The 13929-nt window shown below is 64.2% G+C and carries 13 protein-coding genes; all 13 read left to right on the top strand.

Translation table 11 applies throughout. The features are described 5' to 3' along the window. The first annotated feature begins 2 nt into the window (after positions 1–2). The 13 genes from ACFOW7_RS12180 to hisB all read left to right on the top strand — a co-directional run bounded on the left by ACFOW7_RS12180 (position 3) and on the right by hisB (position 13904). Positions 3–269: an STAS domain-containing protein gene (locus ACFOW7_RS12180; protein ID WP_378164574.1), complete on the top strand. Its 267-nt coding sequence runs from the start codon at positions 3–5 to the stop codon at positions 267–269. A 49-nt stretch (positions 270–318) separates the two neighbouring features. Beyond that, complete coding sequence (locus ACFOW7_RS12175) at positions 319–1053, top strand: MlaA family lipoprotein (protein WP_378164572.1); 735 nt, start codon at positions 319–321, stop codon at positions 1051–1053. A gap of 53 nt (positions 1054–1106) precedes the next feature. Beyond that, a complete protein-coding gene (locus ACFOW7_RS12170) occupies positions 1107–2012 on the top strand; it encodes an ABC transporter ATP-binding protein (protein ID WP_378164570.1) in 906 nt (301 codons plus the stop codon). Positions 2013–2065: 53 nt separating this feature from the next. After that, on the top strand, positions 2066–2821 hold the full coding sequence (locus ACFOW7_RS12165; protein WP_378164568.1) for an ABC transporter permease: 756 nt from the start codon (positions 2066–2068) through the stop codon (positions 2819–2821). Between the two features lie 36 nt (positions 2822–2857). Beyond that, a complete protein-coding gene (locus ACFOW7_RS12160) occupies positions 2858–3097 on the top strand; it encodes a BolA family protein (RefSeq protein ID WP_378164566.1) in 240 nt (79 codons plus the stop codon). Positions 3098–3373: 276 nt separating this feature from the next. Beyond that, the gene (murA, locus tag ACFOW7_RS12155; protein WP_378164564.1) at positions 3374–4627 is read left to right on the top strand and encodes a UDP-N-acetylglucosamine 1-carboxyvinyltransferase; all 1254 of its coding nucleotides are present in this window, start codon (positions 3374–3376) and stop codon (positions 4625–4627) included. Between the two features lie 135 nt (positions 4628–4762). Beyond that, positions 4763–5245: a nuclear transport factor 2 family protein gene (locus tag ACFOW7_RS12150; protein ID WP_378164562.1), complete on the top strand. Its 483-nt coding sequence runs from the start codon at positions 4763–4765 to the stop codon at positions 5243–5245. Between the two features lie 63 nt (positions 5246–5308). After that, complete coding sequence (gene hisG / locus ACFOW7_RS12145) at positions 5309–5953, top strand: ATP phosphoribosyltransferase (RefSeq protein ID WP_378164560.1); 645 nt, start codon at positions 5309–5311, stop codon at positions 5951–5953. Positions 5954–6001: 48 nt separating this feature from the next. Beyond that, positions 6002–7297, top strand: a complete 1296-nt coding sequence (gene hisD, locus ACFOW7_RS12140) for a histidinol dehydrogenase (protein ID WP_378168027.1) — start codon at positions 6002–6004, stop codon at positions 7295–7297. 82 nt (positions 7298–7379) lie between these two features. Continuing rightward, positions 7380–10760 (top strand): DEAD/DEAH box helicase, encoded by a 3381-nt coding sequence (locus ACFOW7_RS12135; protein WP_378164557.1) that lies wholly within the window; start codon positions 7380–7382, stop codon positions 10758–10760. Positions 10761–10945: 185 nt separating this feature from the next. Then, the gene (locus tag ACFOW7_RS12130; RefSeq protein ID WP_378164555.1) at positions 10946–11383 is read left to right on the top strand and encodes an SRPBCC family protein; all 438 of its coding nucleotides are present in this window, start codon (positions 10946–10948) and stop codon (positions 11381–11383) included. Positions 11384–11619: 236 nt separating this feature from the next. Beyond that, positions 11620–12699, top strand: a complete 1080-nt coding sequence (gene hisC, locus ACFOW7_RS12125) for a histidinol-phosphate transaminase (protein WP_378164553.1) — start codon at positions 11620–11622, stop codon at positions 12697–12699. Positions 12700–13310: 611 nt separating this feature from the next. Continuing rightward, positions 13311–13904: an imidazoleglycerol-phosphate dehydratase HisB gene (hisB, locus tag ACFOW7_RS12120; protein ID WP_378164551.1), complete on the top strand. Its 594-nt coding sequence runs from the start codon at positions 13311–13313 to the stop codon at positions 13902–13904. Positions 13905–13929 lie beyond the last annotated feature (25 nt).

The following is a 13929-nucleotide window of genomic DNA, read 5'->3' as shown; positions in this document are numbered from 1 at the left end:
CGATGGAAACGGTCGCGCTGTCGGGAGACCTGACCCTGGCTACGGCAGTACAGCGTAGCGAGGAAATGGCACCACGCTTGCAGGGCCCCGAACTGACCCTCGACCTCGCTGCCATCGGCGAGGTCGATTCGACGGCGGTCAGCCTGCTGTTGCACTGGAAACGCGATGCCCGTGCCGCCGGGCGTCTGCTGATTTTTCGTAATCCGCCGGCGAGCCTTCGCAGCCTCGCCGCGCTCTACGGCGTCGAGGACGTGCTGGGCTTGGGCTGATCGCCACCGCGGTCGGCCATCCAGGCATACCCGGGCCGGGAGACCATCCATGCGCCGATTCCTCGTCCTCGCCGCCGTGCTGGCCCTGACCGGCTGCGCCACGCCGGCCAATAATTACGATCCGCTCGAACGGATCAACCGCCAGGTCTACCGCTTCAACAGCTCGGTGGACGACGCCGTGCTCAAGCCGGTGGCCCAGGGCTATGTGGCGGTGGCACCGCGTCCGGTGCGGGCCGCCGTCACCAACTTCTTCGGCAATGTCGAAGATGTGTATATCGGGCTCAACAATCTGCTGCAGGGTAAATTCCAGGCAGCCAGTACCGATCTGAGCCGCTTTGTGTTCAATTCCACCCTCGGGCTGGCTGGTCTGATCGATATCGCCACGCCGGCCGGGCTGCCCAAGCATAACGAAGACCTGGGTCAGACGCTGGGCGTCTGGGGCGTGGGCAGCGGACCCTATCTGGTGGTGCCGCTGCTCGGTCCCAAGACCCTGCGCGACAGCAGCGATCTGCTGGTGATGTCGCGGGCCAACCCGCTCAGTTATATGGGCGGCAGCAACGAGCAGGTGGCGCAATATCTGCTCCGCGGCCTCGATTTCCGCGCCCGCCTGCTGGCGGCCGATGCCGTGCTCGACAGCGCTTCGCTCGACGAATATGCCTTCGTGCGCAACGGCTATCTGCAACGGCGTCACAATCTGATCCACGACGGCAATCCGCCCAAGCCGCTGCGTTTTGGTGACGACGAGGAAATCGATATCACCTCGCTCGATATCAAGTCGCCGTGACAAACGACGTTTTGCGCTAGAATCGCGGCTTTCCTGCCCGGCCGCCCGTCTACATGACCGTCGCTATTCGCTTCCAAGCCGTCAAAAAGCGCTTCGGTGCGCTCGAAGCGCTCAAAGGCGTCGATTTCGCCGTGGAGCAGGGTGAGTTCTTCGCCCTGCTTGGCCCCAACGGCGCCGGCAAGACCACCCTGATTTCCATCCTGGGCGGCCTGACCCGCCCGGACTCCGGTTCCGCCTCGGTGCTGGGGCACGACGTCGTCAGCGACTATCGCGCCGCCCGCCGCCTGATCGGCATCGTGCCGCAGGAACTGACCTTCGATCCCTTTTTCAATGTGCGCGAGACCCTGCGTTTCCAGTCGGGGTATTTCGGCCTGCGCCGCAACGACGACTGGATCGACGAAATTCTCGAGCGTCTGGGGCTGGCCGACAAGGCCGAAGCCAATATGCGTACCCTGTCAGGCGGGATGAAGCGACGGGTGATGGTGGCGCAGGCGCTGGTGCACAAGCCGCCGGTCATCGTGCTCGACGAGCCGACCGCCGGGGTCGATGTGGAGCTGCGTCAGACGCTGTGGGCCTTTATCCAGGGCCTCAACAGCCGTGGTCATACCATCGTGCTGACCACCCACTATCTCGAGGAAGCCGAAACCCTGTGTAACCGCATTGCGGTGTTGAAACAGGGGGAACTGGTGGCGCTCGATCGCAAACAGGACCTGATGCAGCGCCACAGCGGCCGCACCCTGAGCCTGCGACTCGAGCCGTCCCGTCTGCCGGCTGCCCTGCAATCGTTGCTGGTGGCCGAGCGCGACGGCAATTTTCTGTTGCGGCTCGATGATTGTGCCGAACTGGAAACCATTCTCGCCACCCTGCGCGAGGCCGGCAGTACAGTGCAGGAGCTCGATCTGCAAAGGCCGGATCTGGAACAGATCTTCGTCCAACTGACGCGAGCGGAAACGGCGTGAGCGGCGCCGCCTTCCCGTCGGCGTACCGCGTCGTCCACCCGGTGTAATCCGCCATGCAAGGTTTCGCCACCCTGTTCTACAAAGAGCTGCTGCGTTTCTGGAAGGTCAGCTTCCAGACCGTGGCTGCGCCCGTGCTGACGGCGCTGCTCTATCTGCTGATCTTCTCCCATGTGCTCGAATCGCACCTGGAGCCGTACCCTGGCGTGCGCTATACGGCCTTTCTGATTCCGGGCCTGGCGATGATGTCGATGTTGCAGAACGCCTTTGCCAATACCTCGTCCAGCCTGATCCAGTCGAAGATCACCGGCAATATCGTGTTTATCCTGCTGCCACCGCTGAGCCATCTGGAATTCTTCCTGGCCTATGTGCTGGCGGCGGTGGCGCGCGGGGCGGTGGTCGGGCTTGGCGTGCTGATCGTGACCAGTTTCTATACCGTGCCGCCGCTGGCGCATCCGCTGTGGGTGCTGGCCTTCGGTCTGCTGGGCTGCGGGGTGTTGGCGGTATTGGGCCTGATCGCCGGTATCTGGGCCGAGAAATTCGACCAGCTCGCGGCGTTCCAGAACTTTATCATCGTGCCGCTGACCTTCCTGTCCGGGGTGTTCTACTCTATCCATTCGCTGCCGTCGTTCTGGCTTGGCGTTTCGCATCTGAATCCGGTGTTCTACATGATCGACGGCTTCCGCTATGGTTTCTTCGGTGTCGGTGATGTGTCGCCGTGGCTGAGCCTGGCGGTGGTCGGCGGCACCTTTGCGGCGTTGACACTGTTCACGCTCCATCTGCTGCGCACCGGCTATCGACTGCGTCACTGAGCGCGGCTTTCTTCCGAGACAAATCCCGAAAACGTCATGGTCACTCCCGAACAAGTCAAACAGTACATTGCCGCCGGTCTTGCCTGCGACCTGCTGGAAGTCAGCGGCGACGGTCATCATTTCGAGGCCGTGATCGTCAGCGCGGCCTTTGACGGTCTGGCCCGTGTGCGCCAGCATCAATTGGTCTATCAGGCGCTGGGCGAGCGGATGCGCGAGGAAATCCACGCGCTGTCGATGAAGACCTACAGTCCCTTCGAGTGGAAGAACCGGACCTGAAACCGGATCCATCCGGCTCTGCCGAAGCCCCGGACGAGCACCCTGGAGGGGGGCGCCCGTCGCCCAGACAGCGGCCCGACCGCAGCCTGCGCTGGCTGTTGGCCTGGATCAATCTGCCCTGGTTGCTGTTGGTATTGCTGTGGTGGCTCTCTTAGGCCATCCTTTTGCAGTTAGAAAATTTCCTGCAAAACGTCTGCAAGATTTGTATTAACTTTTACTTGAAAATTAAAAAACACCGCCGGAATTGAGGCGGTGTTCGATGTGGTGAGATTGAGCATGGATAAACTGAAGATCAACGGCGGCATGCCGCTTGAAGGCGAGATCACCATCTCGGGCGCCAAAAACGCCGCGCTGCCGATTCTGTGTGCGGGCTTATTGACGTCCGACACGCTGCGCCTGACCAATGTGCCACAGCTCAAGGACGTGCTGACCACCCAGAAGCTGCTGCAAGGCATGGGTGTGCGGGTGATGACCGACAATGTGCACGAGTTCGAGATCACCGCCAACCAGGTCGAGCGGCTGATCGCTCCCTACGATCTGGTCAAGACCATGCGGGCCTCGATCCTGGTGCTCGGGCCGATGCTGGCGCGTTTCGGCGAGGCGGCGGTGTCGCTGCCGGGCGGCTGCGCCATCGGGGCGCGGCCGGTCGACCAGCATATCAAGGGCCTTGAAGCGATGGGCGCCGAAGTGCGGATCGAAAACGGCTATATCAAAGCCAGCGCCCGTCGTCTCAAAGGCGCGCGCATCGTCACCGACATGGTGACCGTGACCGGCACCGAGAACCTGATGATGGCGGCCACGCTGGCCGACGGCATCACCACCATCGAAAACGCCGCCCGCGAGCCGGAAGTGGTCGATCTGGCCGAATGCCTGATCCGGATGGGCGCCAAGATTCGCGGCCACGGCAGCGACAGCATCGTGATCGAAGGGGTGGAACGGCTCCATGGCGCCGAACATACGGTGCTGCCCGACCGGATCGAGACCGGTACCTTCCTGTGTGCCGCGGCCGCTGCGCGCGGCAAGGTGCTGCTGCGCCAGACCCGGGCGGGTCTGCTGGACGCGGTGCTCGACAAGCTGCGCGAAGCCGGGGCCCATCTCGAAGCCGGCGACGACTGGATCCTGCTGGAAATGCGCGAGCGGCCCCGGGCCGTCAATGTGCGTACCCTGCCGTATCCGGCCTTCCCGACCGATATGCAAGCCCAGTTCATGGCGCTCAATGCGATTGCCGCGGGCACCGGCATCATGAGCGAAACCATTTTCGAGAACCGCTTCATGCACGCGCCCGAACTGGCGCGGATGGGCGCCCGGATTGCCGTGGACGGCCATACCGCCGTGGTGACGGGGGTGGAGAAGCTGTCGGGTGCCACGGTAATGGCGACCGATCTGCGTGCTTCGGCCAGTCTGGTGATTGCCGGTCTGGCGGCCGAAGGCGAAACGGTGGTCGACCGTATCTATCACCTCGACCGTGGCTATGAACATATCGAAACCAAGCTCGGCCGCGTCGGCGCCCGGATCGAACGGATAGCCTGATCCGCGCCATCAGGGCGGGAACGGACGAACCGGAAAGCGCGCTGTGCAGGGCGTCCGGACCGTTGCTGCCCGGCTTGGGCGCTCGAGTGCCATTCAAACTGCTGCGGGCCTGGCCCGTCCTGCCGAGGAGGCGTTATGGCAACCGTCGAAGCCGAGCTGGCCCAGCGTTTCTACAGTGCCTTTGCTGCGCGCGACTGGCAGGCCATGCTGGCCTGCTATCACCCTGAGGTGGTGTTCGACGACCCGGCTTTCGGCCGACTCGAAGGAAAGCGGGCCGGGGCGATGTGGCGCATGCTGGTCGAAGGGGCGAGTCAGCTGGAGGTGCGACATCGACTCGTCTCGGCCGCTGACGGCCGTGCGCTGGTCCACTGGGAGGCCCGTTATCCCTTCTCGGGCAGCGGTCGGCCGGTGCATAACCGGATCGTGGCGCAGCTCGAATACCGCGACGGTCTGATCGTGCGTCACCACGACGATTTCGATCTGTGGGCCTGGAGCCGCATGGCGCTCGGTCTCCCCGGCGTGCTGCTTGGCTGGACGCCATGGATGCGGCAACGGATTCGGGCCATGGCTTTGCAAAAGCTGGAACGATTTATCGCCAAGCATCCCGAATCGGGGTAAGCTAAACGTTTGGCCATTCGTCCGTAAAACGGGCTCAGGCCGTCGATCGCAGACTGGCTCCGCATGATCACCATCGCCCTCTCCAAAGGCCGTATCTTCGAGGAAACCGTGCCGTTGCTGGCCGCCGCCGGCATCGTCCCCAGCGAAGACCCCGAGCGGTCGCGTAAGCTGATCCTCTCCACCAATCGCGCTGATGTCCGCCTGGTCATCGTCCGCGCCAGCGATGTTCCCACCTATGTTCAACACGGCGCCGCCGACCTCGGTGTCGCCGGCTACGACGTGCTGCTCGAGCATGGTGGGGCGGGGCTGTATCAGCCGCTCGATCTGGAAATCGCCCGTTGCCGCCTGATGGTGGCGGTGCCGCGTGGCTTTGATTACCACGATGCGGTCAAGCAGGGCGCCCGGCTGCGCGTCGCGACCAAATATGTCGAATCGGCGCGCGAGCATTTCGCCAGAAAGGGCGTCCACGTCGATCTGATCAAGCTGTATGGGTCGATGGAGCTGGCACCGCTAGTCGGTCTGGCCGATGCCATCGTCGATCTGGTCAGCAGCGGCGGTACCCTGGCTGCCAACGATCTGGTGGCGGTCGAGCATGTACTCGATGTCAGCTCCCGACTGGTGGTCAACCAGGCCGCGCTCAAGCTCAAGTGCGCCGGTCTGCAAGCTATTCTCGACGCCTTTGCCGGCGCCCGTGGACCGGCCGCATGAGTGCCTCGTCCGCCCTTTGCGTTTTTCTTCGCCTCGACTGACGCCATGCTGCAACGCCTGTCCACCCAACAGCCCGACTTCGACCAGCGTCTTGCCGCCCTGCTGGATTTCGAAACCGCCCAGAATCCCGAGATCGACCGTACCGTCGCGGCCATCCTGACCGACGTCAAAACCCGTGGCGACGCGGCCCTGCTCGACTACACCGCCCGCTTTGACGGAGTCACGGTCGCCTCGGCCGCTGAACTCGAACTCGACCGTGCCGTGCTGCAACAGGCATTCGAGCGTCTGGCGCCCGAACAGCGGCAGGCGCTTGAGGCCGCTGCCCAGCGCATCCGCAGCTATCACGAAAGACAACTGACCACGTCCTGGCAGTACACCGAGCCCGATGGCACGGTGCTCGGTCAGGCGGTGACGCCGCTCGATCGCGTCGGCATCTATGTGCCCGGTGGCAAGGCGGCTTATCCGTCCAGCGTGCTGATGAATGCCATCCCCGCCAAGGTGGCCGGGGTCGGCGAGATCATCATGGTGGTGCCGACGCCGCGTGGTGAACGTAATGATCTGGTGCTCGCTGCGGCCTGGCTCGCCGGCGTCGATCGGGTTTTCACCGTGGGTGGTGCCCAGGCGGTCGCGGCACTGGCCTACGGCACGGCCAGCGTGCCGCAGGTAGACAAGATCACCGGCCCTGGCAACGCCTATGTGGCAGCGGCCAAGCGGGCCGTCTTCGGTCTGGTCGGCATCGATATGGTGGCGGGTCCGTCGGAAATCCTGGTGATCTGCGACGGCCACACCGATCCCGACTGGATCGCCATGGATCTGTTCAGCCAGGCCGAACACGACGAAATCGCCCAAAGCATCCTGCTGTGCCCCGACCCGCGCTTTATCGACCAGGTCGCCGCCAGCATCGCCCGGCTGCTGCCGCAGATGCCGCGCCGCGCCATCATCGAGGCGTCGCTGGGCAACCGTGGCGCGCTGATCGAGGTGGCCGACCTCGACCAAGCCTGTGTCCTGGCCAATCGGATTGCTCCCGAACATCTCGAGCTGTCGGTCGAGTCACCCTGGACCTGGCAGGCCAAGATCCGCCACGCCGGCGCGATCTTCCTGGGCCGCTTTACCTCCGAGTCGCTGGGCGACTACTGCGCCGGGCCCAACCATGTGCTGCCGACCTCGCGCACGGCCCGTTTTGCCAGTCCGCTCGGGGTCTACGATTTCCAGAAACGCAGCAGCCTGATCTATGTCGCGGAAGCCGCCGCTGCCCGGCTTGGCCGGGTAGCCAGCACGCTGGCGCACGGTGAAGGGCTGACGGCGCATGCCCGCGCCGCCGAGCTGCGCTACCGGGACGACTGAATGCGGTACGCCGGCCTGCCCGCCGGCAGCATCGCCTACCTTTTCCACCCCGCTTGAAGCCCGCCTGGCCGGGCCTGTTGCCATGACCCAATCGTTTTCCAACGTGCCGCCGGCGCTGTCGACTCTGCCTTTCTACGCCGCGCTGGTCGATCGTTTCGGCGAGAAGATCGTCGCCTCGGGTGTCAGCTATGCCCTGGACGGCCGCGTCCAGAGCGGGATTCCGGCGGTGGCGCGCGGCCGTACCATGCTGGTCGGCACGGTGCAGTGCGGTACGCGCAAGACCTTTACCACCCGACTCAGCTTCAATGCCTCGACGCCGCTCGAAGACCTGAAGACCCAGTGCAACTGTCCGGCCGCCGGTGACTGCGAACATGCGGTGGCGCTGCTGTGGAACTGGCTGGGCGAGCAGGAGATGCTCAACGGCGGCGAAACCGCGGACGAGGCCCCCGCGCCGGCTGTGCCCGAGCGGGTCAGCCGCTGGTGGCAATCGTTCCGTGCCGTGGCTGTCGGGGTCGATGGATATCCGCCCGGGGTGCGTAACCGCTTACTCTATGTGCTGGCGCCAGGCGAAGGCGGCCATCGGGTGGTGCCGACCAGTTGCCGGCTGCTTGCCGACGGCAGCTACGATGAAGCCTTGCCTTTCCCGGGCTGGAGCAGCGCCGAGCCGCCCAACTATCTGCGACCGGTCGATCTGCAACTGCTGACCGATCTGGCCAAGTTGCCTGCCGATGAGCCGGGCTACCGGCTGGCCGGCGAATGGGGTGCCATGCTGCTGCGCCGGATGCTCGGCACCGGCCGCTGCCATTGGCTGCAACCTTCCTCGCCGCCGCTGACTGCCGGTCCGGCCCGCGCGGCCTCGGTCGCCTGGCAGATGGCCGAGGATGGCGGCCAGCGGCTCAGTCTGAGTGCCGAGCCCGCGCCGCAGCAGTGGATCGCCGTGGCGCCGCCGTTCTATCTCGATGCCGACGGTTCGGTCGGCGAACTCGATACCGGTCTGTCGCCGCTGTTGGCGATGCAGGCGATGACCATGCCTACCCTGGCGCCCAAGGTGGCCGCGCATATCGCCGAGGAGTGGCAGGGATTGCCGTTACCGCTGCCTGCGCCCGCCGTGCTGCCGGTCGAGCGGCGCGAGACGGCACCGCGCGGAGTACTGCGCTGTAGCCAGGGCAATCTGCACGCCAACGATTGGCGTACCCTGCGTCCGCTCGGCGAGACGCCAAGCTGGATCGAAGCCTATTGCGACTACGATGGCGTGCGCGTGCCCTTACCGGCTACCGGCGATCTGATCGGTGATACGGTGCTGCACCGGGCGCGCGGCGATCTGCTGCTCGAAATGCCGCGCCAGCCGGCCGCCGAGGCGGCGCTGGCCCATCTGTTGTCGCAGCATGGGCTGGAAGGTTGGCGTGGCTTCGTGTTTGAACGGCCCGATCCGGCCGGCCAGCCGGCCGACCATATCTGGCTCCCCAGCGCGATCGCCGAACTCGACCCCGAGGACCCGGTGGCACCGCAGCTCGATGCGATCTGGCTCGATCTGGCCAGCGAGCTGCTGCCGCGTCTGGCGGAACTGGGCTGGATCATCGATTACGCCGAAGACTTCCCCTATCGCCTTCTGCACGCTGGCGAAGCCTGGCTCGATATCGACGACAGCGGCCACGACTGGTTTTCGCTGTCGCTCGGCGTCGAGGTCAACGGCCGCCGGGTGGAGCTGCTGCCCTTATTGGTCGAGGCGCTACAGCGCTTCAGCGGCCCGGCGCAGATCCAGGGTCTGCCCGATGACCATCCGCTGCGGCTGCGGCTGCCCGAAGGGATTCTGGTGCTACCGCTTGGCCGCCTGCGGCCGATGCTGATGGCGCTGGTCGAGTTGTTCGACCGCGGTTCGGTCGATCCGAACGGCCATCTGTCCCTGTCGCGGCTCGATGCCGGCCGTCTGCATCAGCTCGAACGCGAAGGCGGCATCGCCATGCGTGGCGGCGAGACGCTGCGCGCCTTCGGCCGGGCACTGGCCAAGCTGGCCGAGCAAGGTGGGATGGAGGCGCCGGCCGGCTTCGGTGCCGAGCTGCGCGATTACCAGAAACAAGGTCTGGCCTGGCTGCAAACCCTGCGCGAGCACGGTCTGGCCGGCATTCTGGCCGACGATATGGGTCTCGGTAAGACCATCCAGGCGCTTGCCCATATCCTGACCGAAAAACGCGCCGGCCGACTGACCCGCCCGGCCCTGGTGGTGGCGCCGACTTCGCTGGTGTTCAACTGGCGCCGCGAAGCCCAGCAGTTCGCGCCCGAGCTGCGCATCGTGGTGCTGCACGGCCCTGACCGTCATAACCGCTATGCCGAATTCGACGACGCCGACCTGATCCTGACCACCTATCCGCTGCTGGCGCGCGATGGCGAGGCATTGCTCAAGTTCCGCTTCCATCTGCTGATCCTCGACGAGGCGCAGAACATCAAGAATCCGCGTGCCCGCGGCAGTCAGGTGTGCGGTGCGCTCCATGCCAACCACCGCCTGTGCCTGACCGGTACGCCGTTGGAAAACCATCTGGGCGAGCTGTGGTCGCTGTTCCACTTCCTGCTGCCGGGCTTGCTTGGCGACGCCGACAGTTTCCGCCGCTACTGGCGCACGCCGATCGAAAAGCACGGCGACGGCGCCTGTCGCGCTGCGCTGGCTCGCCGGGTCTCGCCCTTCCTGCTGCGCCGTAGCAAGGAGCAGGTGGCCAAGGAGCTGCCGGCCAAGACCGAAATCCTGCGCACGGTCGAACTCGAAGGCGATCAGCGCGATCTGTACGAAACGCTGCGTCTGGCGCTCCATGAGGAACTGCGCGCCACCATCGCCGAGAAGGGCTGGAGCCGCAGCCAGATCGTGGTGCTCGATGCGCTCCTGAAGCTGCGCCAGGCCTGTTGTGACCCGCGTCTGGTCAAGCTGCCCGCTGCGGCAGCGGCCAAGAACTCGGCCAAGCTCGAACTGCTGATGGATCTGCTGCCCGAACTGCTGGCCGAAGGTCGGCGCATCCTGCTGTTCTCGCAGTTCACCTCGATGCTGGCGCTGATCGAGGAAGCCCTGGTCGAGGCCAATATTCCCTATGTGAGCCTGACCGGTCAGACGCGCGACCGTGCCGCTGTGATCGATGCCTTTCAGGAAGGCCAGGTGCCGCTGTTCCTGATCAGCCTCAAGGCGGGCGGCGTTGGTCTCAATCTGACGGCTGCCGACACGGTGATCCACTACGACCCGTGGTGGAACCCGGCCGTCGAAAACCAGGCAACCGACCGCGCCTACCGGATCGGCCAGGACAAGCCGGTGTTCGTCTACAAGCTGGTGACGCAAGGCACGGTCGAGGAGAAGATCCTGGCGCTGCAAGCCCACAAGCGTGCGCTCGCCGATGCCATCCTGGCCGAGGACGCCAGCAAGCTCGCCGTGCTCGACCCGACCTCGCTCGACGATCTGTTCGGCCCGCTCTCGGACGGCCGCTGAGCCGAAACGGGGCGCCGTGGACGATGGCTGCCCACGGCGCTGGGCGATGACGGGTTTGGAAAGAATTCGGAAAATTCTGTGCTAGACAGGATCTTCGAATCTGCCCAAAGCTGTGCTTTGGGTTCCCGCCGTTGCTGTGCAACGCCGGCAGCAGGTTTCTTCCAACGCTAGGAATTCATACTTCTATGCATATCGAAGAACGCATCCACATCGCCGTCCCGCCCTCGGTCATCGATCAGATCTGGAGCGAGGTCGACCAATGGCATCTGTGGGACCCGGACACAAAGCAAGCCTTGCTCAATGGGCCATTCGCGGTTGGAACGAAGGGTCGAATCACTCCCCGCAAAGGCATGGGCGTTCCGATGGTCGTGACGGAGCGTACCGAGGGCCGGTCATTCACCGTAGAGGGCTATATTCCTCTGTTCCGGATGCACTTCGAGCATATGGTTTCCCCGACAGCCGATGGGTCGGAAGTCGCTCACCGGGTCTGGTTCACGGGTCCGCTTGCCTTCCTTTTCGCGCCCGGGATCGCCAAGCAGGTCCGGGAGGGGCTGCCGCACACCATGCGGTCACTCAAGGCCTATGCAGAGAAGCGTCACCGCCCAGATGGTGTCGATGTCTGATAGGTCGCTCAGCCCGATGGGGGATGGCCTTTGCCAGCGACAATGGCCATGACGACGATCTGGCAGGCTTGGTGCTGGTCGCCGGTGCGAGCGGGATAAGCTCGTCGGCGCACCGAAAAGCCGGTGTTGACGAGCGTTCGGCGCCGTTATGCCAAGTTGTCGGCAGCGGAGCCGGGCGCCAACGCCACGCCATTACCCCATACTTCGCCTTATTTCCTACCCTCACGCGTCCGACCATGACTACGCCTGCTGCCCTGATTCGCCCCGAAATCCTTGCTTTGACGGCTTACCACGTGCCGCCGGCCGCTGGCATGATCAAGCTCGATGCGATGGAAAACCCCTTCGTCCTGCCCGAGTCCTTGCGCGCCGAACTGGCGGCGCAGCTCGCCCAGGTCGATATCAACCGCTATCCCGACCCGAGCGGCGAGGCGGTGAAAGCGGCGCTGCGCACGGCCATGGCCGTGCCCGAGGAATTGGAGCTGCTGCTGGGCAATGGCTCGGATGAGCTGATCCAGCTAATCGCGCTGGCGCTGGCCAAGCCGGGTGCCAAGATTCTCGCCTTCGAGCCGAGCTTCGTGATGTACCGGATGATCGCGACCATGCTCGGCGTCGAATACGTCGGCGTGCCGCTCGGCCCCGATTTCGCGCTCGACCGCGCCGCAGCGCTCGCAGCCATCGCGGAACACCGGCCGGCCCTGGTGTTCGTCTCCTACCCCAACAACCCCACCGGCAACCTGTTCCCGGCTGCCGACGTCGATGCCTTGATCCGCGCGACGCCCGGCCTGGTCGTGATCGACGAGGCTTATTCGGCCTTTGCCGAGGACAGCTTCCTGCCGCGCGTCGCCCACTATCCCAACGCGGTGGTGATGCGCACCCTGTCCAAGCTGGGCCTGGCCGGTCTTCGCCTGGGCTATCTCGTCGGCCGCCGTGAATGGCTGGGCGAATTCGACAAGCTGCGCCTGCCCTACAACATCAACGTCCTCAGCAACGCGGCGGCCTGCTTCGCCTTGCGCCATATTGGACTATTCGATGCCCAGACGGCCGAATTGCGCGCCGAACGCGAAGCGCTGTTTGCGGCCTTGCAGGCGATGGACGGCGTGAAGGCCTATCCGTCGCAGGCCAATTTCGTGCTGGTGCGGCTTGCCGACGCCGACCGTGTCTTCACCGATCTCAAAGCCATGGGCATTCTGGTAAAACGGCTGCACGGCGGTCACCCGGCCCTGAGCGGTTGTCTGCGGCTCACCGTCGGCACGCCCGAGGAAAACAACGCCATGCTGGCCGCACTGGCTGCAAGCCTGGCAAAGTCGGCGGCCTGAGGCCGATACCTAGCCTCCAGCCCTGGCAATCAATGGCCCGGAGTCGGAACTTCGGGCCGGATAGATCGGCACTGCTGGCGCGTTTTCCGATCATCCGGCGTCAGCGTGTCCGGACCCCAAGGCACAGACACTTAACTCAGCTAGGCTCGCTGGCGACTCCGCTTTCGACGGACATGCCGTAGCGCCTTGGTGTTCACGCCGGACCCGGACACGCTCCGGCTCAGTCGGAGAACCTGTTCTCTGCCTCTGGCTTTGCGTGCCATGGAGATCAGACTAGCTCAATGGCTGGCTGGTGGCCGGTGTTGACGGACGGAAAGTGTTTACGTCACTGGTTGGCAAGTGACTGGTTAGAGGCTGGCACTTGCTCTGTGGGGGATTTTGTTAGGGAAGAGGAGTTGAAAGCGACCGGTTGTATAAAAAGTGGATTTGCTTGATTTTTTATTTTCTTTTTAAATATTGCCGTATATATGGAGATTATTTTGCAAAAAATTTTCTATCTATCGACTTGTCCAGTTTTCTGCGCCAGGGCAGGGCTTATCCGGGATAGCCGGCACTGGCGGGCGCCGCGCAACATGGCACAATAGCGCCAGCAATCTTTTCCGATCTCTGCCATGCGCCAAGCCGCCGTCAGCCGCAATACCCTGGAAACCCAGATCGCCGTCACCCTCAATCTCGACGGCAGCGGCCATTCCCGCTTCCAGACCGGCGTCCCGTTTCTCGAACATATGCTTGACCAGGTCGCCCGTCACGGCCTGATCGATCTCGATATCGCCGCCGTGGGCGACCTGCATATCGATGCCCACCATACGGTCGAAGACATCGGCATCACCCTGGGCCAGGCCTTTGCCCGTGCCATCGGCGACAAAAAGGGCATCCGCCGCTACGGCCACGCCTATGTTCCGCTCGACGAGGCACTGAGCCGGGTGGTAATCGATTTGTCGGGCCGGCCCGGCCTGGTCTACAACGTCGAATACAGCCGGGCTGCAATCGGCCAGTTCGATGTCGATCTGTTCAGCGAGTTTTTCCACGGCTTCGTCAACCATGCCATGGTGACGCTGCATATCGACAATCTGCGCGGCGTCAACGCCCATCATCAGGCGGAAACCATTTTCAAGGCATTCGGCCGCGCCTTACGGATGGCGGTCGAAGTGGACGAACGGATGGCCGGCGCGACGCCATCGACTAAGGGAACGCTCACGGCGTGAATCGCTCAACCCACAGCTTCTGGGA

It is taken from the genome of Chitinimonas lacunae, from assembly GCF_042650885.1.
Taxonomy (GTDB): domain Bacteria; phylum Pseudomonadota; class Gammaproteobacteria; order Burkholderiales; family Chitinimonadaceae; genus Chitinimonas_A; species Chitinimonas_A lacunae.
The sequence above is the reverse complement of the archived record's forward strand: the minus strand, read 5'-3'. Positions and strand labels throughout refer to the sequence as shown.

Coding starts and splice junctions, on each gene's coding strand:
- ACFOW7_RS12180 (WP_378164574.1), top strand. CDS start 3: ATGGAAACGGTCGCGCTGTCGGGAGACCTGACCCTGGCTACGGCAGTA.
- ACFOW7_RS12175 (WP_378164572.1), top strand. CDS start 319: ATGCGCCGATTCCTCGTCCTCGCCGCCGTGCTGGCCCTGACCGGCTGC.
- ACFOW7_RS12170 (WP_378164570.1), top strand. CDS start 1,107: ATGACCGTCGCTATTCGCTTCCAAGCCGTCAAAAAGCGCTTCGGTGCG.
- ACFOW7_RS12165 (WP_378164568.1), top strand. CDS start 2,066: ATGCAAGGTTTCGCCACCCTGTTCTACAAAGAGCTGCTGCGTTTCTGG.
- ACFOW7_RS12160 (WP_378164566.1), top strand. CDS start 2,858: ATGGTCACTCCCGAACAAGTCAAACAGTACATTGCCGCCGGTCTTGCC.
- murA (WP_378164564.1), top strand. CDS start 3,374: ATGGATAAACTGAAGATCAACGGCGGCATGCCGCTTGAAGGCGAGATC.
- ACFOW7_RS12150 (WP_378164562.1), top strand. CDS start 4,763: ATGGCAACCGTCGAAGCCGAGCTGGCCCAGCGTTTCTACAGTGCCTTT.
- hisG (WP_378164560.1), top strand. CDS start 5,309: ATGATCACCATCGCCCTCTCCAAAGGCCGTATCTTCGAGGAAACCGTG.
- ACFOW7_RS12135 (WP_378164557.1), top strand. CDS start 7,380: ATGACCCAATCGTTTTCCAACGTGCCGCCGGCGCTGTCGACTCTGCCT.
- ACFOW7_RS12130 (WP_378164555.1), top strand. CDS start 10,946: ATGCATATCGAAGAACGCATCCACATCGCCGTCCCGCCCTCGGTCATC.
- hisC (WP_378164553.1), top strand. CDS start 11,620: ATGACTACGCCTGCTGCCCTGATTCGCCCCGAAATCCTTGCTTTGACG.
- hisB (WP_378164551.1), top strand. CDS start 13,311: ATGCGCCAAGCCGCCGTCAGCCGCAATACCCTGGAAACCCAGATCGCC.